The sequence below is a fragment of the Vibrio sp. E150_011 genome (assembly GCF_053544015.1).
Map to the genome: position 1 here is coordinate 59298 of NZ_JBHFOL010000016.1, position 18558 is coordinate 77855.

The 18558-nt window shown below is 42.5% G+C and carries 15 protein-coding genes and 2 pseudogenes; 9 read left to right on the forward strand and 8 right to left on the reverse strand.

The features are described 5' to 3' along the window. Positions 1-526: 526 nt before the first annotated feature. Complete coding sequence (locus ACE1OE_RS19600; protein ID WP_449212035.1) at positions 527-1621, reverse strand: DUF3179 domain-containing (seleno)protein; 1095 nt, start codon at positions 1619-1621, stop codon at positions 527-529. Between the two features lie 168 nt (positions 1622-1789). Between ACE1OE_RS19600 and ACE1OE_RS19605 the strand changes: the two are divergent. Next, positions 1790-2114, forward strand: a pseudogene (locus ACE1OE_RS19605) (HD domain-containing phosphohydrolase); the annotation flags it as partial. A 282-nt stretch (positions 2115-2396) separates the two neighbouring features. On the opposite strand, the gene ACE1OE_RS19610 reads toward ACE1OE_RS19605, so the two are convergent. From ACE1OE_RS19610 to ACE1OE_RS19620, 3 genes are all read right to left on the reverse strand, one after another. Continuing rightward, positions 2397-3125 carry a 3-oxoacid CoA-transferase subunit B gene (locus ACE1OE_RS19610; protein ID WP_449212036.1) on the reverse strand — a complete coding sequence of 243 codons (729 nt, stop codon included), beginning with the start codon at positions 3123-3125 and terminating at the stop codon, positions 2397-2399. Then, complete coding sequence (locus tag ACE1OE_RS19615) at positions 3125-3781, reverse strand: CoA transferase subunit A (RefSeq protein WP_449212037.1); 657 nt, start codon at positions 3779-3781, stop codon at positions 3125-3127. Before ACE1OE_RS19615 ends, ACE1OE_RS19610 begins: the two co-directional genes overlap by 1 nt. Before the next feature lie 97 nt (positions 3782-3878). Then, positions 3879-5090: an acetyl-CoA C-acetyltransferase gene (locus tag ACE1OE_RS19620; RefSeq protein ID WP_449212038.1), complete on the reverse strand. Its 1212-nt coding sequence runs from the start codon at positions 5088-5090 to the stop codon at positions 3879-3881. Between the two features lie 202 nt (positions 5091-5292). Here ACE1OE_RS19620 and ACE1OE_RS19625 point away from each other — a divergent pair, with 202 nt between their 5' ends. From ACE1OE_RS19625 to ACE1OE_RS19635, 3 genes are read left to right on the forward strand one after another with little or no spacing between them, the layout of a single operon-like run. Further along, a complete protein-coding gene (locus tag ACE1OE_RS19625) occupies positions 5293-6183 on the forward strand; it encodes a TIM barrel protein (RefSeq protein WP_449212039.1) in 891 nt (296 codons plus the stop codon). Then, on the forward strand, positions 6183-6371 hold the full coding sequence (locus tag ACE1OE_RS19630) for a hypothetical protein (protein WP_449212040.1): 189 nt from the start codon (positions 6183-6185) through the stop codon (positions 6369-6371). Before ACE1OE_RS19625 ends, ACE1OE_RS19630 begins: the two co-directional genes overlap by 1 nt. Beyond that, a complete protein-coding gene (locus tag ACE1OE_RS19635; RefSeq protein ID WP_449212041.1) occupies positions 6359-7105 on the forward strand; it encodes a sulfite exporter TauE/SafE family protein in 747 nt (248 codons plus the stop codon). Before ACE1OE_RS19630 ends, ACE1OE_RS19635 begins: the two co-directional genes overlap by 13 nt. Before the next feature lie 46 nt (positions 7106-7151). On the opposite strand, the gene ACE1OE_RS19640 is transcribed toward ACE1OE_RS19635, so the two are convergent. Next, positions 7152-7784, reverse strand: a complete 633-nt coding sequence (locus tag ACE1OE_RS19640) for a GyrI-like domain-containing protein (protein ID WP_449212042.1) — start codon at positions 7782-7784, stop codon at positions 7152-7154. A 248-nt stretch (positions 7785-8032) separates the two neighbouring features. On the opposite strand from ACE1OE_RS19640, the gene ACE1OE_RS19645 reads away from it, so the two are divergent. Beyond that, positions 8033-8392, forward strand: coding sequence for a DUF4870 family protein (locus ACE1OE_RS19645; RefSeq protein WP_372061174.1), 360 nt, complete (start codon positions 8033-8035; stop codon positions 8390-8392). Positions 8393-8567: 175 nt separating this feature from the next. Here the strand turns inward: ACE1OE_RS19645 and ACE1OE_RS19650 are convergent, their stop codons facing one another. Next, on the reverse strand, positions 8568-9191 hold the full coding sequence (locus ACE1OE_RS19650) for an HAD family hydrolase (protein ID WP_449212043.1): 624 nt from the start codon (positions 9189-9191) through the stop codon (positions 8568-8570). Between the two features lie 187 nt (positions 9192-9378). Beyond that, entirely contained in the window at positions 9379-10188 is an 810-nt protein-coding gene (locus tag ACE1OE_RS19655; protein ID WP_449212044.1) for a sulfite exporter TauE/SafE family protein, read from the reverse strand. A 343-nt stretch (positions 10189-10531) separates the two neighbouring features. Here ACE1OE_RS19655 and ACE1OE_RS19660 point away from each other — a divergent pair. Beyond that, positions 10532-10924, forward strand: a pseudogene (locus tag ACE1OE_RS19660) (Crp/Fnr family transcriptional regulator); the annotation flags it as partial. A gap of 113 nt (positions 10925-11037) precedes the next feature. Beyond that, on the forward strand, positions 11038-12348 hold the full coding sequence (locus ACE1OE_RS19665; protein WP_449212045.1) for an anaerobic sulfatase maturase: 1311 nt from the start codon (positions 11038-11040) through the stop codon (positions 12346-12348). A 109-nt stretch (positions 12349-12457) separates the two neighbouring features. On the opposite strand, the gene ACE1OE_RS19670 is transcribed toward ACE1OE_RS19665, so the two are convergent. Next, complete coding sequence (locus ACE1OE_RS19670; protein WP_449212046.1) at positions 12458-13555, reverse strand: porin; 1098 nt, start codon at positions 13553-13555, stop codon at positions 12458-12460. A gap of 485 nt (positions 13556-14040) precedes the next feature. Between ACE1OE_RS19670 and ACE1OE_RS19675 the strand changes: the two genes are divergently transcribed. Continuing rightward, positions 14041-15201, forward strand: coding sequence for an ABC transporter ATP-binding protein (locus ACE1OE_RS19675; RefSeq protein ID WP_449212047.1), 1161 nt, complete (start codon positions 14041-14043; stop codon positions 15199-15201). Then, the gene (locus ACE1OE_RS19680; protein WP_449212048.1) at positions 15198-18548 is read left to right on the forward strand and encodes a cellobiose phosphorylase; all 3351 of its coding nucleotides are present in this window, start codon (positions 15198-15200) and stop codon (positions 18546-18548) included. The genes ACE1OE_RS19675 and ACE1OE_RS19680 overlap by 4 nt, the downstream gene beginning before the upstream one ends. Positions 18549-18558 lie beyond the last annotated feature (10 nt).

An 18558-nucleotide genomic window follows, 5' to 3' on the forward strand; every position in this document is an offset into this window, starting at 1 on the left:
TGAGATAGGAAATCTGTTCATAATGTCATTTAGTTGCTCTGGTTGGCTGCTATTATAAGGATCAAGCGCTAGTCTCATAAAACCTACTGTTCGGAAGTTCAGAACTATTCCAATTTAATTCGCGAGACTCACGTTATAAAGCTCATGTTGTGATAAAAAACTTGTCTTTAGTCTGGTTAACCTTGAGGAGTAACGTAAGGGAATAGGTTTGTTTTTCAAGGGTAGAGTAATGGGGGGCGGTGAAGGTTTACCGCGAGTCACCGTGGTAGCGCGTGTGTGGGTTGTCGTGGCGATGATAATGAATTTGATGGTAGCGGCGTCACTGCCAACCTGTTTTAATTAAAATGGCCACAGAACAGGCGTTGTTTAGCTTGATCATGGTCTCTCAGCAGTTGAATAAATACATCGGCAGAGTCGTTTTAGCTTCTTTTATGATGATCATTTATAGGTAACCCACCCCCTTCTCAATATTATTTATTGAGAAGGGGGTGGGTTTACACTCATGGGTTATTACGAATATGTGTTGTTACGAATTTTCTCTATCAGTCGTTAATATGCGAGTTTGTGGGAAAAACTGGGTCCAAATACCATAGTGAACGCCGTTATGTGTGGCAACTTGTGTTCCAGTTTCATCTATGATTCGAACAACATGACCATCTGTATCGATAGTGAGCAGCTCCTCGCCTAAATAAAATTCAAAGCCGTCATTAACTCGTGCAAAGTTTGGGTCTATTGCGATTTGTTCAACGCCATTATCATAGCCAAAAATCTCTAACTTCGGGTTGAGACGTACATCCTCAAGGTTTAATGTGTCAAAGATGAAATCTGGATTATCAATGTTTCGTTGGTTCTTGAGTGGTTTTTCAAACAGGCCAAGAATGACACTATCAATCATCCGTTCCATGCCATATATGTACACCATTGCGTCGGGGTACATCTCTTTTGCTTGGCTCCAATCCATTTGTGTGTTTGGATGCACGTTTGTGTTGTGATCAGTGAACTCAGACTGCATGGTTATTTGTTGAATCGCCGTGCCATTATTGACGTCTTTAAAGATCAAGTTGTTATGTGTTTGCCCAAGAACTTGAAAGTCTGAATCACCAAGTCCGTAGTCTGTTTCAACGACCATAGGTAAGTTCGAGAGACCACAGTAAGTGACCGCGTATTCGGTACCACCAGACTCCCAGCCAGCAACATGTGGTACTTGCAGGTGATAGCGAGGGAAAATACGGGTCTCACCATTAATTTGGGTCACATAAACCCTAGGGTCTTCTTCCGGGATGACTTTGTCTGCATGTTCTACCGAGTAAAAATTAGCGCTGAACTGTTCGGTCGGAAACGCTGTTGGCATGGCGTAAGATTGAGCCCAGAATGTAAATGCTACACCAGCGGTCGCCGCATACATCCAAATGGGTTTCCAGAATTTTCCTTTAACGTTTATTAGCCATAATCCGGCAAGAGCCAGAGTTTGTGCTAACCAAAATACTTCCATATATCGATAGTAGTTAAGTACCCAGTCACGAGGGACATCAAGTTGTTGCCCAGGTTCAGTCATAAGTACCGCACAATAGATAGCAATACAAGCTAGTACTAGTGCGTATAGATTAAATAGTATTCTCATTGATTGACCTAATCTTCTTATATGGTTTGGTGGTGATAATCGTAACAACTATGTCTTGCGGTATGTATGGAGCAGGCTTTAGATAATACATAAGTGAAATTTATGCATAGGTGGTTACTGTAGCGCTAACGATAATAATGGTGACTTATACTGGCGGGCATTGTTATCACTGGTGAGCGTTGTTATCGCGTACCTGAATTAGGCATGATGTTAGACGAGGCGGCAGAGGTGTCTGACCTTGCGAGCTTTGCTTAGTTCAAATTCAATAATGACGATGAAAAGCGAGAGTTTCGAATCGTGGCATGGCTGCATGATTACGGCAAAATCACCACACCGGAACATATTGTCGATAAAGGGAGCAAGCTTGAAGCGAATTACCACCGTATTCATGAGGTTTGTACACGATTCGAGGTACTGTGGTGATGCTGAAATCATCGCCCTACAAAAACGATTAGACGGTAATCACAGCGCGGAGCTCATTGACTCTGAGTTGCTTGGACTTCACAAAACGCGTCTGACGTAACGAGATCGGGGTGCTAATAGGCTCTCGTAAAGTCTGGCTAATCCAGCTTTCGAACGGGTATGCCTATCATTGGTGATTCATATTCCGTTAGCAGCACGAAGGGCTATAATTCAAATAAAAAAGCCCATACCCCTTAACGAAAAAGGGTACGGGCAGCTATGGCGTGGAGCGTCATAGTAATTTACAGCGGGGTAAAGTTTAAAGCGGGACAAACAAGCCTTTTGTGACGTAGTTACTTGTAAAACTGAACTATTACGCCGGAAGCCGCATAATTTTTAATGGTTTGGGAATAACCAGTGCCGCTTCCGTAGCTCGTTGTACTTCTTCAGGTGTATATCCTGGCGCGATTTCGGTTAAGGTCATCTCTGAACCGTGAATAATTATGACGCCCATCTCTGTCACAACCATATCAACTTGGTTTAGCGCGGTTAACGGTAGTGAGCAGGCTTTTAAAAGCTTGTGCCTGCCTTTGGCGGTGTGTTCCATCGCCACAATCACTTTTTTGGCTCCGACCACTAAATCCATCGCCCCGCCCATTCCTGGTACCATTTTTCCCGGTATGATCCAGTTGGCGAGGTTGCCTTGCTCATCGACTTGTAGCGCGCCTAAGACCGTGACATCGACATGGCCACCGCGAATGATAGTAAAAGAATCCGCACTATCAAAGTAACTAGCACCAAGGCGAGCCGTAATCGGTTGACCGCCAGCATTGACGAGATCGGCGTCAGCATTACTGTCGTCGGCAATGGCATCGATGCCGAGTAAGCCATTTTCTGACTGCAGAATGAGTTCGACATCAGAATTAATATCATTAGCCACTAAAGAGGGCAGGCCAATACCGAGGTTAACAATGTCACCATCATGCAATTCTTGAGCAACACGCCATGCAATGTTGCGACGTATTACTGCTTTATCCGTTATTTTGCTGGCCAAAGGTGTATCGCCATAAACTGGGTGAGGTGTACAGAACGTCGTGGTCATTATTTTGCCTCCTTTTGATAAACATGATCGACGTAGAGCCCAGAGGTGTGAACGGACTCTGGCTCAATGCCACCGAGCGGGACAAGGGTTTCTGCTTCAACAATCACGAGATCGGCAGCCGTCGCCATTAATGGGTTGAAGTTCTGGGTGGTTTTTTTATAAAACACATTGCCTTTTTCATCGACAATTGAGCCACGTATAAACGCAAGGTCAGCACGAAGCGGCTTTTCTAACAAATAGTCTTTGCCATCAATGGTGATCACTTGTTTCCCTTCTGCCACCATGGTGCCCAGCCCCGTTGGGGTTAGAATACCACCCAGTCCAGCACCGCCAGCACGAATACGTTCCGCTAATGTACCTTGAGGAACCAGTTCAACATCCAATGTCCCTGCGTTCATTTGGTTGCCAGTTTCTGGGTTGGTTCCTATGTGAGAGGCAAACAGCTTCTGAATGCGTTTTTCGGCAATTAAGCGACCTGAGCCAGAGGTTTGCGTGCCAGTATCTGTTGAAATGAGCGTGATATCTTTGATGTTGTGCTCAAGTAATAGGTCGATAAGGCCTTCTGGCGCGCCATTGGCCATAAAGCCACCGATCATAATGGTCATTCCGTCATGCAGTTTTTCGGCAATGTCGTTGGCGGTGATTTTCTTTCTCATAATTTGCCCTTATACAGAGTTGGCTTAGCGCTAGACGTTGTTAGCTTAATTTCTTGTTATCGCTTTATTTTTATTTGCTGGGTTAAGAAGTGGATCGCTAGGCTGCACATCGCTTAACGATCACGGCGGTTCCCATTCCGCCGCCAATACAAAGTGACGCAAGTCCATAGTCTTTGTCTTGACGTTCTAGCTCATACACAAGGCTCACTAAAATTCGGATACCGGAGGCGCCGAGTGGGTGGCCTAATGCAATAGCGCCGCCATTGTGGTTGGTACGATCGAGAATCCAGTTTGGGTCGACATTGTGTTGTTCGGCCAGCTGCTTCGTCACGCCTAGCGCCTGGGCTGCAAAGGCTTCATTGAGTTCAAATACCTCAATGTCTTGCAGTGATAAGGAGGTTTTTTCCAATGCATTGGCAATCGCGGGAACCGGCCCTAATCCCATCACATCGGGAGAGAGTCCAGCCTGAGCATAGCTAACAATTTCGGCCATCGGTTGCAGTTGATAGCGTTCTACGGCCGATTTAGAGGCCAAAATAATAGCCGCTGCACCATCATTTATGCCTGAAGCGTTACCCGCGGTAACCGTGCCTTCTTTCTTAAACGCAGGACGCAAGCGAGCGAGGCTTTCTGATGTTGTGTCGGTTTTTGGGTACTCATCGAGTTCTACCGAATACTGCTTGCGACGTAATGACACGTCGATAGGTTCTATTTCTGAGCGAAAACCGTGCGTTTCCAATGCGGCTGCCGCTTTTAACTGGCTATTAAGTGCGAATGCATCTTGCTCTTCACGAGTGATGGACAATGACTCGGCAATGTTCTCGGCGGTGATGCCCATATGGTAATGGTTAAACGCATCGGTTAAGCCGTCGGTAATGATACTGTCTTCTAGAGCAATGCTGCCCATACGAACGCCACTTCTGACTTGATGGGTTTGTACAAACGGCGCTTGAGACATGCTCTCCATACCGCAAGCGACCACAATCTCAGCGTCACCGGCCTTGATATGACTGGCCGCGTCCATAACGGTTTTCATACCACTCCCACAAATCATATTTAGGGTGTAGGCCGGTACAGTGTCTGGAATCCCAGCTTGAATTGCCGCTTGACGACCAGGGCCCATTCCAATACCAGCGCTAAGTACATTGCCGACAATGACTTCGTCAATCAGGGTTGGGTTGATATGACACTGGCTAAGCGCGCCCTTAATTGCAGTGGCACCCAATAAGGGGGCAGAAACGGGAGATAGGGCGCCGTTGAAACTGCCGATAGGCGTTCGTTTTGCTGCGACAATGTAGATAGGTTCCATGCTTAAATCCTGTATCAATGCACGCCGATATTAGCGATGACTTTCTAGTGATGAATCCATTCTAAAAGACACTGAGAAAGAGGTGTTATAGCCATTGTCAGAAACGCGGTTTGCATAAATGCAAGACAGGAAATGAGGTTATTGGCGTATATTATTTGAGCGTTAGGACGGCTTGTTAAGTGAATCAAAAAGGAGGAATGTCATGAAGAATCTCATCGCGTGTGCACCCTGTTGTTGGGGCGTCGAGTCACCCAATCATGCTCATAATCCGAATTGGCAAACCGTCGTTACGGAAAGCCAGGCCGCTGGGTATCAAGGGCTAGAGTTAGGGCCATTCGGTTATATGCCGCTTGAAGGCGATATCGTGAGTACGGCAATGCAGAGACACGAGTTGGTCATTTGCGCGGGTACGATCTTTGAGCCGCTTTCCTCACTGGATCATAAAGAGACCATATTGAGCCGGACGCATGATTTATGCGCAATGCTAAAGCGTGTCGGAAGCAAGAAAGTGGTGGTGATTGATTGCGTGAATGAGGTTCGCAGTGCCTGTGCAGGGCTGAGTGATGAGGCTCCACGGCTTGATGACGAGCATTGGAGTATTATGATGCAGACGATTCGTGAGATCGCCGTGATTGCCGCTCATTATGGGGTTCGACCTGTCGTTCATCCACACGCTGGTGGCTACATTGAGTATCAAGATGAAATTGACAAAATGTTGAGTGACCTGACTCACCGAGAGGTGGGGCTTTGTTTAGATACCGGACACTTACATTATGCCGGTATGGACCCCGCTCAAAGCCTCGTTGACTACGCATCTCGCTTAGAATACGTGCATTTTAAAGACATTAATCAGGCGGTGTTCTCTGACGTTATTGAGAAAAAAGTGGGTTTTTGGCAAGCGTGCGCACAGGGGGTGATGTGCCCGATTGGTGAAGGGGTGATCGATTACGCTGCTGTGTATTCGGCGCTGGCTCAGGTTGGCTACTCTGACTGGATTACCATCGAGCAAGAACGCGACCCGCAACATGCTGACGGTACATTAGCCGATATTAAGCAAAGCCGTCAGTTTTTGAGTCAAAAAGGATTTGGCTAATGATTGTAGTACTTGGTGGGAAGGGTGCTGGGTTAGCTCTGCAGGTAGACGGACTGACAGGATGCGCCATAAATGGGCATGACTTGCAAGGCTATGCTTTACAAGGTAATGGCTTACGAAGAGATGTATTACGACAACATAATTTACGTGAACATAGCGTCCAAAGGTGCGACCTATGTTGTTCGTAACCGATCCGTGGTTTTACTTAACGGCGATCCCGGCGGTTGTTATCTATGGAATTGGTAAGGGAGGGCTGGGTGGCGCTCTGGGTATTATTGCGGTGCCTTTGATGGCGATGACCATCGCCCCGACGCAAGCGGCTGCTATTTTGTTGCCGATATTGTGTGTAATGGATGTGTTTGCGGTAAAACATCATTACCGTAACGCCGATTATTCGGTTATTAAACGTATGCTGCCGGGCGCGGTTTTGGGTGTTGTGCTGGCGGGGCTGTTTTTGAGTATTACGCCGGAAAATGGACTCAAGTTACTCATCGGTGTACTTTCTTTATTGTTTTGTGGTCAGTATCTGTTGGTGGGAGAGAAAGACCAAAAACCAGCTGGAACATTAAGTGCGTGGTTTTGGAGCACGTTGAGTGGGTTCTCTAGCACGGCAATTCATGCCGGAGGAGGACCCGCCAGTATCTATATGTTGCCGTTGAAACTGGATAAGGTGGTGTTGGTTGCCACGATGGCAGTGCTGTTTGGTTTGGTCAATCTAGTCAAACTAGTGCCCTATGCCGCGCTGGGGGAGTTCGACACCACTAACTTAATGACGGCGCTGGTTTTAATGCCTCTCGCCCCTGTTGGCGTTAAGCTAGGGGTCTGGTTGCTGCATAGAGTCAGTCAGCTGTGGGTGTATCGTTTGTGCTATGTATTTTTGTTTATTTCTGGATTAAAGCTGACGATTGATGGGCTTGTATAAAGCCCATATTATCTCGTTGCGGCTTTGGTGTTGATGTACTCATTAATTAATGGGCTTGAAATCGCAGGACGGTTTTGTATTTTTCAGGTGATACTTTCCGTGCATCAGACAAGTAAATTTCTCGGTGTACTTTGGAGATTCGAGTGAGCCCTTGAGCCTTGGCGAATTTTTCCATTTCATCAAAACTGACCGGTTCATTTTCAAATGGCCCCAAATGCAGCATTTGAACGCAAAGACCTTCTGAGCACGTTTCGAATTCGACACGATCGAGCGCAGGATTGGGTTTTTTCTGCTTAGCGATAGTGAGCATTTGCTGAAAATATGGCGTATCAACGAAACTTGGTTGGCGAATCATAAGCTGATACACCAAGTCGTCTTTGTTGATCGTACCATCGAAATCTTGCTTCGCTTGATCGTTAATATCCCATATCCCTTCAAGCGGGTAAACAGTGAAATCTACATACCCTTCGGGCTTCGGTTCTTTGCTTTTGAGTTGCATCTTAATAGCGTATGCAACAGAGTATAAGGCAGCAACGCAAGCCGAAAACTCATCACTATTTGGGTTACCTTGCCCCTTAATAGTCAAAAATTTGAACTCAGGAACAGTGACGATTTCGGGTGTGTTTTTAGGAAGGTAAAGCGACTTTTCTTTTTTACGCCACTCATGTTTTTCGGACATAATGACTCCAATGGAACATGATTAATAATGCAATTACAAAGGATGATTGTAGCGCATTAAACAAAGTCATTGGTATTGTTCTTATGTTGTCGAAGAATAATCGAGGTGAACAGGGACAATATTGATACTTTTGCTATTAATCACGATGCAAGGATGCGTGCCTTATCTCATGTTAACGTGTTCAAACATTTAGCAAATTATGATTAGATAGGAACAGAACTCAATCATTACAATATAAGGATTTATTGATGACGGATACACCAGTTTCTCCACCACCCATGGGCTTAAATGCTGCGGAACAAAGCGCGAAAAACCACGCCATCATTGCCTATGCACTGATGTTACTTGGTTTCTTTACAGGTATCAGCTTCCTTGCGGGCGGAATATGGGGTTTTGTGAAAAAAGCAGATGCACAGAATACCCGCTTCTACGACCATTATGAAAACATCACTAAGACATTTATCATTTCAATCGTACTCAGCATTGTTGGCGCAATGACGCTGGTTTTTGTCGTGGGTTATTTCATTTTAATCGGCGTCGCGATCTACACACTGTTTATGTTGGTCAAAGGTTTAGCCCGCGTCACATCAGACAAAAGCTTTCATTAAGCGTTAACGAAAAGATAGAACAAACAATAAGGGTGCGTATCTTTATTGTTTGTTCTCAACCACCTTGAACCGTTGTCATCTTTGTACTCTCTGCTCACGTCTACCACTGAGACAGCGCCCTTACTTCGGCTTTCTTATCTCAATGACCGTCGGCCAGGATTGTTGACGAGAATGATTACTCAATCACCTTGAGTAACTGTGACATATGCTGGATATGCACTGAGCCAAATACCTCTATGTCTTCGAGGTGCGGGGCGTAGTAAACGCTTGTCATTCCGGCTCGATGTGTGGCTTGTAAGCCAACTAGGCTATCTTCAACAACACAACACGCTTCGGGCTCAACGCCCATCGTTTGTGCTGCATGCAAAAATAAATCAGGATCTGGTTTCCAAGAGCCGACTTCATGTGCACTGAATATGGTGTTGTCAAAGTATTTCATTAGCCCTGTGACATTGAGTGCATGCTCGATCTTTGCGCGTGGTGCGGATGATGCGATGCAAAACGGTAGGGTGAGAGACTCCAACACCTCAGCAACCCCATCATTAGCGGTTAATTGCTGGTCAAAGAGATCACTGACCTTAAGGCGATATTGGGTCTCAAATGAGTCTGGAAACGTCAACTGGCTTTCGGATTGAATACTGGTGAGGATCTCTGTGAATTTGACCCCACGGTAGTGTTCGATGAGATAGTCTGCACTGTAGTTTAAACCTACCTCAGCGAGTTGGCGCTCTAAGGCCAGATTACAAAGACGTTCGCTGTCGACTAAGGTACCGTCACAATCAAAAATAATAAGCTGCATAGTATTGTATTATATCCCTTTTTAGCTATTACATGCATTTTGTACTGCTAATACAAACATAATACAGTTACTGATCGATGTTGAAGTTTTCTTTAATAAAACTTGTGATATTGAGCCTGTCGTTACGTTACAACCCCAAAGGATATGCCTCCTTACTCATCTATTATTGATAAGCATGGCAAACAAGTTAAACAAATATAGTGAGTGCTAAGCTACAACAAATGACGGACATTGTAATGAAGTAGATCACGTTTTCTGAAAGGCGTCCTAGGAGTCGAGTTGCGACAGGAACACCGAAAAATGACCCTGCAACAAATAAAATGGCAGTGACAAAATCTGCCTGCCCACCTCGTGCATAACTGAGAGCGGCAATCGACGATAAGAAAAGTGCCAACACAACGGAGGAGCCTATGGCCCGCTTAATGTCGACTTTCAGAATAGTGTTTAGTACTGGTAGTAACAGTATTCCACCACCAACTCCTGTTGAGCCTAAAACAGATCCACATACCATTCCTGATATCAGCGTGGTTGTTTTGCTTGCAGGTGAATGTGTTTCACTACGAATATTACATTGCCTCAGTTTTATAATAATGGAGGTTAATGCGCCAACCATTACACAAATCACTAACCCGCTGACGATGTTTTGTGTTGTTTGTTCATGCATGGGGTGGTTACTAAAATAGATAACAACTTGGGTAGCGATGAAAGTGAGCGGTACGGCTCCCAAAAACAGATACGTTACTGCTTGCCATGATACGTTTTGGGCACGGATGTGAGAGTAGGAGGCATTGATTTTAACAAGGGCGGAGATAATACTTGCAGTGCCAACAGCGAGCACAGTGTGCATTTCACAAAATACCTGTAATAGAGGTATCAATAGTACCCCCCCACCAACGCCTGTTAGCCCAAGAAACAGACCAAATATGGCCCCCAATAACACTTTTAATGCGATGGCATCTGCGATAGATACTTCTATTAATAAATCAATTAACGACATAAATAAAACCTAAAGTGTGCTGATTATCACCCACGTGACCATTGACCAATTCCGTGTATTGTTTTTCACTAATGGTTGGTCAATTTACTTTAAATGATTCATTTGGATTTAGTTTATAGCGATGATCATATTTTGATGAGCTTCTTTCATGTATGGTTTATCTGCCTGCCCAATGGATGACACAATAACGATGCTGAACGAAATTCATACAAACTTACATCATTTCTTAGAACCAGTAGTATTGGAAAAGTGACAAGTCGTTTACCATAATGGATGGGCTGAATACGGGTTTTACTACGTTCAGGTTGGATTGTTTGGACTCTATTAGGTCTCTGAAGCGGGCAAGGAAAGTTTGTTGCGAATTTATGGGCCAGGATCATTCTTTGGCTATCGCGGTTTATTTACTCAACAAAAATACCTCGCTACGGTGAAGACTATGTTAGATAGCCATGTACTCAAGATTAATGTAAACATCTTTAAAGCTCGTGTTTGCTTTTCACCCAATCCTGCACGTTATTTAATGAAAAGCATGTGTACGGAACGTGGTGAGGCTGAAAAGAGTTTGATGCAATACACTGCATTTAGTTCAAAAAAGAGAATTTTAGACGCTTTGTTTCATTTGTTTACTCTATACCCAAGTTACCCTTGGACATATCGCGCGATTGGTGAGTTCCGTGGGACAGATTCCAGTACTGTTAATCGATATTGTAAGTATCTAAAAATCTTGGGGCGTTAGATAACGAGAGTCATTGCTCCAGAACATTTAACATGAGTATCGTAGATTACTATCGGCAAATGCTGTTGTATGCCGCTCCGTTACCGTTAAGCCCCGAGTCACAGGATAAAAATATGGAAAAAAATCTTGCTTGCCACGTTATGGCAAAACCTTCGGGTTCTATTTGTAATATTGATTGCAAGTATTGTTTCTACTTAGAAAAGGACAAGCTCTACCCAGAAAGAAATGAAAACTGGAGAATGAGTGATGACACACTAGAGCTATTTATTCAGCAGTATATTGAAACACAACCAGGGCAGCAGGTTCAGTTTGCATGGCAAGGTGGTGAACCCACTCTGCTTGGGATTGATTTCTATCGCAAAGTAGTCGAATTAGCCGAACGGTATCGGCAAGGTAAAGAAATACATCACGCTTTTCAAACCAATGGCATTTTACTCAATGATGAGTGGTGTCAGTTTTTCAAAGAGCACCAGTTTTTAGTCGGTGTCTCAATCGATGGTCCAGAAGACTTACACGACCAGTACCGAGTGACTCGATCCGAGAAAGGGACTCATCGTAAGGTAATGGAAAGTATAGAGTGTTTAAAGAAGCATAAAGTTGAATTTAACACGTTAGCAGTAATTAATGCCCATAACGCTAAGCATCCACTTAGGGTTTATCAGTTTCTCAAACAAATTGGCTCAAATTACTTGCAGTTTATTCCATTGGTAGAACGCAAGGTTTGCCAATCAACGTCAATCAGAGATGCGCTAGCAAGCCCTGGAGAGCCAATGGCTACAATGACGGAGTGGTCAGTTAGTGCGCAGCAATATGGCAGTTTTCTTAATAAGATTTTTGATTATTGGATTCAGCATGACGTAGGGAAGACGTTTGTCCAAACGTTCGATTCAACGTTGGCATCTTGGCTAGGTCAGCCTTCAGGGGTTTGTATCTCCTCAGAAACATGCGGGCATGCTTTCGCATTAGAGGCAAATGGGGATTTGTATCAATGTGACCACTATGTTTATCCAGAATATCAGCTTGGTAATATTCATGACACGCCAATTAGAATTATGAACCAAAGTGAAGAAGCTATTGCTTTCGGACAAGACAAGCACGATAAACTCAACCGTGATTGCAAGCAATGCACCTACCGTTTTGCTTGCCACGGAGGGTGCCCGAAACATCGCTTTGAGCGCTCACCTAATGGGCTTCCTAATCATAATTACTTGTGTGAGGGATATTATGCGTTCTTCAAACACACACAAAAGCCCATGAGTATGATGGCAGATCTTCTTCGTCATCAACGTCCTGCTGCGGAAGTGATGCATTATATGGCCAAAGAAAAACAACGAGCCCATAGTGTAGGGAAGACTGAAAGTATTGGACGGAATGCCCTTTGCCCGTGTGGTAGTGACAAGAAGTTTAAAAGGTGCTGCGGTTAACTCGAGTGAGTTATTTTGCGCATTAATACAATGATAAAATGAGTTAGTGTCATTGTATTAATGCAATGACACTAACACACGGTAGAAGTAACCAATATTCTAGAGATAACTAGAAGTTAACGTTTGCTCTAAAAAATAGCATGTCGCCGTCATTCGCTAGTCCTTTGTATTCACTGACCAGCTCAATGTTTTTATTTAGAAAATAAGAAACGCCCAATGTATACCAGTCATCTCTTTCTTGCTGAATACAGTCGCTGTATGCCGAGTTAACTCCATTATATGTCGTCGATATACCAAGATTTTGAGTGATATCGTAAGCGAGCCCCAATGCATAGCCGTCAGTTTTGCAAGTTTGACCTAAGTTATTGTCCGCTGTATGAGTAGCGACTGCATATTTTGCCGCGGTGGTGAGTCTAGAAAACTGGCTCACAACGCCGACTGTGGCGGCTTTTTTGGTATTTAGAAGATAATCATAATCACTGTCTTCTTGATAAGAGTCTGTGTTTCTCATATCGGCATATGCGCCGCCAATAATTATATTTCCAAGTGTAATTGAACCACCGAGACCCCATGAATTGGTTTCTTCATCATATGAACCTCCAATATCGAAGAAATCATAGCTGTACATGTGGTTCAATAGATTGTCTTTACAAGCAAGCTCATCCATTTCAGCCTCTAAACCATGTTCCTTGGCGATATCACCAAAGCCGATATAAACATCGACAGTACCACATTGTCGACCATAGGTAGTGACGCCTAAATCAGTTCTTAATCCAAATTGAAATCTGTCGACATCAGTATTCGTATCACCAAAGGCTTTCCCGTTAATTTTGTCTAACCCACCAAATCCGTAGCGTGCTTCCGCTCCAATAAGAAATGAAAAATAGTCGCTTAATAAAAACTCGAAATCAGCGCCAATTTTAAATAAATTCCACCATTGCACATTACCCGCATCATTGTTTATTAGGACATCGCCTCCTAGCCGAGCACTCGCATAGGCAGAACCTTTGACGACGTCCTCATCGAGCAATGGGTAATAGTTGTTAGGCAAGGGTGCGGTGGAAGACAGATCCGACAGGTCGGTGCTTATGGACGTCAAGTCACTGGGGGTTATAGGCACTGAACTTTCAGGACTGCCTTCTTCAGAAAATGTGTTGTGAGATAAGAGGCTGGATATCATTAGAATTAACAATTTTTTCTTTTTCATGTTCTACCTGTACTTAATGAAGCTATTTATTAGTAATTGATATCAATAGAATTGAAAATGGCTTTTTCATCAAATAGGTGTTTATTTTGTTATGGAGTGAAAGGTGAAAAAAATTATTAATTTCGATTATTATGATGATATTAATCTCTGAATGTGATTTATATCAATAAAGTTGTTTGTTATTTATAATGAGAGTTGTGAAGGCTTGCTTGGTGTGATTGCAAATAGTTACATCTGCTTTCAAAATGTAACACTCTCTGTATTTATGGGATTTAATAATTACGTTTACTAAAGTTATCTTCTTGAGTGCTGGTTTTTTTGTGACGCCGATCTATTTATTTAGTTTTAATAATCGAAATAATCGAAATATGACACTTTTTATTCGACGAAATTCCATACTATAGGATAAGAGCATTGAGTAAGTTTACTCTTGTTTTAAAATTCACCACATCAAAATTAATTATTCGAATTAGTGGGATTTCTAAATGGCGAGTGTGAAACTAGATAGAATAAATAAGGTGTACGATAATGGATTCCATGCGATTCATGATGTCTCTGTAGACATTGAAGATGGCGAATTCATGGTGCTCGTAGGGCCTTCAGGGTGCGCTAAATCGACTATGTTAAGGATGGTTGCTGGTCTTGAAGATATTACAGATGGAACGCTTTCTATTGGTGACAAAGTGGTTAATCAGTTATCACCAAAAGATAGAGGCATTGCCATGGTATTTCAAAACTATGCACTCTATCCCCATATGACAGTTTATCAAAATATGGCATTTGGTTTAGAAACCGCAAAAAAACCTAGAGCAGAGATAGACGCACGAGTGAGAGAGGCTGCGGAACTATTAGAAATTTCGGAACTTTTAGATAGAAAACCAGGGCAAATGTCTGGTGGGCAGTGCCAGCGCGTTGCTGTTGGAAGAGCAATGGTTCGGAAGCCTGAGGTATTCTTGTTCGATGAGCCATTATCAAATTTAGATGCGAAATTAAGAGTAGCGATGAGGATGCGAATAACACGTTTGCATCAAGAACTGAGAGACAGTGGAAAGCCCGCTACCATGATTTATGTCACTCATGATCAAGTAGAAGCAATGACAATGGGTGATCGTGTATGTATCTTGAATAAAGGTCGAATCATGCAGTTAGATCGGCCTATGAATTTATACCATAACCCCAAAAATAAGTTTGTTGCTGAGTTTATTGGATCACCGGCAATGAATGTCATTGAAGGGAAATTGAAGTTTATTAATGGTAATTTCTTATTTTTAAAAAATGACTGTGAAGTATTGTTAGATGATCGAGCGCAAAATGTACTCCATGCTTTAAATGATGACGGTAAAACTATTTATTTTGGTATTAGACCTGAACATATCGATATAAATAGAGAGTGTGATGATGAATATAGAATACCAGTAATAGTTGAAGCCGTCGAAAGATTAGGTTCAGAGTTGTTATATCACCTGAGGCTTTATTCCCATGTTCTCGTGTGTAAGGTACCATTCTCAATGACTGAGTTTAAAAAAGGTCAGACAGTGCATATCAGATTTAATGTTGATGAGTCACATATATTTTCAAATGATACAGATGATAAAGCCAATCTATATTTTGATATTAACAAAGAAATTATTGAGAGAAATCAATGAGTGTTAAATTAGAACAAAAATCAAAAGTTGAAAATAAAAATTTTATTGCTGACCTTACACAATCACATTTAATAAAAAAGCTCTCATTTGCTGATATTCAGGTTTCTTTGTTTGATACACCTGAAGGTGAGGCTGCGCTCAGTGGAATATTTATTAGGGTAAAACAAAGGGATGGCTCATATAAAATAATATCCGCGATGAGCCACGTTGATACTCTATTCTGTCAAGTCGCTGATACTTATATGTGGAAAACCCAATGTTTTGGGCTTGAAGTTGATGTTAGCTTACATGCTAATACAAACAACTCGACGTACTACTATACGGTTGAAGTCTCCAATACTAGTGATGACGTCATAGAATTTGATGTTACCTATGGTCAAGATTTGGGCCTAGCGTCCGAAGACATGATTAAAACCAATGAAGCGTATTGCAGCCAATACTTAGATCATAGTGCGATACTTTCAACTAATGGCTGGGTTTTAAGTAGTCGTCAGAACATCCCTCAAAATGGCAAAAACCCAGCCATTCAGATTGGCTGTTTTTCGGACACCACAAGTTACTGTACTGATGCGTTTCAGTTCTTTGGCACGACATTCAAAAGTGATGGTACGATTGCTGGATTACAAACTGATCAGTTGCCGAGTGAAGTTTACCAATATGAGATGGCCTACATTGCCATTCAGACATCAAAACACCAGTTAGCGCCCAAAACTAAGTTTGTTACAGGTTTTTACGGGGCGTTCATGGACGATTTACCCACTAGAAATCGTGTTGTTCAGGATGATTTAATCATCGTTGACGACGTGCTAAATGAAGTGTCGGTTGACGCTAATCACTATCGTAGAACAGGGTATCGAGACAGTCTTGTTATTGTTGGTGAAACAATGACGAGCAAAGAAATTAATCAATGGTTTTCAGTTAAGAAAGAATTTGAAGAACATCAAGATGGCGAGTTACTGTCATTTTTTGACGCAGAGGGTGGCTATGTCACGCTAAAGCAAAAAGAATTGCTATTAGAAAGGCCAACAGGCCATATTGTTCTTTCAGGGCAGGATTACAATCACGAACAAGAAGTGATGTGTTCGACGCATTATATGTATGGTGTATTTAACTCCCAACTATGCATTGGTAATACGTCTTTTCAAAAACTGCTGAGTGTAAGTCGAAATTCGTTGAATTTTTTTAAGAACTCTGGCCAGCGCATAAAGGTAGAGATAGACGGTGAGTACCAAACATTAGGTATGTGTTCAGCGTTTCACGTAACAAGAACTTCTTCTCGTTGGATCTACAAGTTGAAAGGTGGATGGATCGTAGTTCAGTCTTATACCTCAAGTCGAGAATGTAAACTGCAGCTTGAGATCGAGACTATTGGGTTCGAAGAAGCTTTGAATGTAGATGTCAGTCATCATCTGGTTTTTGGGAATAATGAAGGTGAAAGCCGCATCGGTGTTCAGACAAATGCAAATTTACAATCCGTGATCTACGGCCACAATGAACTCATTGATGAAGTTAACCCGAGTTTGTCATATAAAATTTCTAGTAGTAATGGTTTTTCATCGGTTGAAAAACACTTAGATGCTCAACAAAATAATGTTGAATACCTGCATTACTTGGGAAAAGTCTACAACAAAGAGACGCTTCTAATTGAAGCAAACAAGGATTTGGACTTAGCGCCTGTCTTTATGTCCTTTAATGAAGAGTTAGTAATGGCAGAAGGTGCACTGAACGCACTGACTAATGATTTTAATGTTTGCTTTGAGAATCAATACGAAAACAGTCAAAAACTCAATAAAACACTGCACTGGTATACACATAATGCACTTGTTCACTATAACTCGCCTCATGGGTTAGAGCAGTATTCGGGAGCGGCTTGGGGAACCCGTGATGCTTCTCAGGGGCCATTTGAGTTTTTTATGAGCTTAGGTCGTTTTGATACAGCGAAAAGTATCCTACAAAAAATTTATTCACATCAATATATTGAGTCAGGGACATGGCCGCAATGGTTTATGTATGACAAGTATAAGTCGGTGCAGCTAGAAGAGTCTCACGGTGATGTAGTAGTTTGGCCTCTGAAAGCTTTGACAGATTACATTGCAACGACGGGTGATATTTCTATCTTAGAAATGAAGGTTCCGTTCAGTTCTTGTGTTGCCCCACACGATCATGTGAAGCTGCATAGTACATTGATTTCGCATGTAGAAATGCAAATCAAGAATCTCGAATCGAACATGATTAATGGCACTCACTTGTCGAGCTACGGTGGTGGAGACTGGGATGACACCCTTCAACCAGCGAACCAAAGCTTAAAAGAAAATATGGTAAGTGGTTGGACGATACCATTGACCATTCAGACGTTATCTCGCTTTGTTACTAGCGTGAGAGATTATCCTATCTACCAAGATATTTGTGAAAAAATACAAGGTATGCTCAAAGGGATGAAGCAAGATTTTACTCAGTATTTGGTAAAGGAAGATATTGTAGCTGGGTTTATTCATGTAGAAGATATTAAAAACAATAGAATTAACTATTTGTTGCATCCTAGAGATAATAGTACGGGTATTACTTACCGCTTATTACCAGCAAATCGTTCGATCATCGCAGAATTACTTTCTGTCGAACAAGCAGAGTATAACCTTTCATTGATCAAAGATAAGTTACTTTATCCGGATGGGGTTCGTCTCATGGACAAAATGGCTAAATATGAAGGTGGCCAGCAAACGTACTTTAAAAGAGCTGAGCTTGCTGCCAATTTGGGAAGGGAAGTTGGGCTGAACTATGTACATGCTCATATTCGTTTTATTGAAGCACTTTGCAAACTTGGCAAAGCGGAAGAGCTCTACGATAACCTTTACAAAATTTTGCCAATCGGTATTCAGCAAGAGATTCCGGGTGCTCGTTTAAGGCAGTCAAACGCTTATTTTTCGAGTTCGGATGCTGACTTTAACAACCGTTACGACGCTTATGATGGGTTTGATGGCTTAAAAACGGGAGAAGTCGGTGTCAAAGGCGGTTGGAGAATTTATTCAAGTGGCCCAGGGATATATATCAATCAAGTTATTTCGAATGTTCTTGGCATCAAGTATGAAAATGGTGACCTAGTTTTAGATCCTGTGATCAGTAAGCAGTTAGGAAATGTGGTTGTGAACTTTGCTATCTACGGATTGCCAGTGAGCATAAAAATAGTACCACTATACGATGAGTATAGTCCTAAAAAAATCACAGTTAATGGTCGTTCTGTTGAGTTTACCACCATGGCTAACAAATATCGTTCTGGTGGGGCTCTAATTGATAAGTCCATATTAGATAGCTTATCTAAGGACTACAACACGATATCAATTACCATATAATTTAACGAGG

What these genes read in the sequence shown, in the direction of transcription:
- ACE1OE_RS19680 (WP_449212048.1), top strand. Translation starts at nt 15,198, where the DNA reads ATGAGTGTTAAATTAGAACAAAAATCAAAAGTTGAAAATAAAAATTTT.
- ACE1OE_RS19625 (WP_449212039.1), top strand. Translation starts at nt 5,293, where the DNA reads ATGAAGAATCTCATCGCGTGTGCACCCTGTTGTTGGGGCGTCGAGTCA.
- ACE1OE_RS19670 (WP_449212046.1), bottom strand. Translation starts at nt 13,555, where the DNA reads ATGAAAAAGAAAAAATTGTTAATTCTAATGATATCCAGCCTCTTATCT.
- ACE1OE_RS19600 (WP_449212035.1), bottom strand. Translation starts at nt 1,621, where the DNA reads ATGAGAATACTATTTAATCTATACGCACTAGTACTAGCTTGTATTGCT.
- ACE1OE_RS19675 (WP_449212047.1), top strand. Translation starts at nt 14,041, where the DNA reads ATGGCGAGTGTGAAACTAGATAGAATAAATAAGGTGTACGATAATGGA.
- ACE1OE_RS19615 (WP_449212037.1), bottom strand. Translation starts at nt 3,781, where the DNA reads ATGAGAAAGAAAATCACCGCCAACGACATTGCCGAAAAACTGCATGAC.
- ACE1OE_RS19665 (WP_449212045.1), top strand. Translation starts at nt 11,038, where the DNA reads ATGGAAAAAAATCTTGCTTGCCACGTTATGGCAAAACCTTCGGGTTCT.
- ACE1OE_RS19630 (WP_449212040.1), top strand. Translation starts at nt 6,183, where the DNA reads ATGATTGTAGTACTTGGTGGGAAGGGTGCTGGGTTAGCTCTGCAGGTA.
- ACE1OE_RS19635 (WP_449212041.1), top strand. Translation starts at nt 6,359, where the DNA reads ATGTTGTTCGTAACCGATCCGTGGTTTTACTTAACGGCGATCCCGGCG.
- ACE1OE_RS19620 (WP_449212038.1), bottom strand. Translation starts at nt 5,090, where the DNA reads ATGGAACCTATCTACATTGTCGCAGCAAAACGAACGCCTATCGGCAGT.
- ACE1OE_RS19640 (WP_449212042.1), bottom strand. Translation starts at nt 7,784, where the DNA reads ATGTCCGAAAAACATGAGTGGCGTAAAAAAGAAAAGTCGCTTTACCTT.
- ACE1OE_RS19650 (WP_449212043.1), bottom strand. Translation starts at nt 9,191, where the DNA reads ATGCAGCTTATTATTTTTGATTGTGACGGTACCTTAGTCGACAGCGAA.
- ACE1OE_RS19610 (WP_449212036.1), bottom strand. Translation starts at nt 3,125, where the DNA reads ATGACCACGACGTTCTGTACACCTCACCCAGTTTATGGCGATACACCT.
- ACE1OE_RS19645 (WP_372061174.1), top strand. Translation starts at nt 8,033, where the DNA reads ATGACGGATACACCAGTTTCTCCACCACCCATGGGCTTAAATGCTGCG.
- ACE1OE_RS19655 (WP_449212044.1), bottom strand. Translation starts at nt 10,188, where the DNA reads ATGTCGTTAATTGATTTATTAATAGAAGTATCTATCGCAGATGCCATC.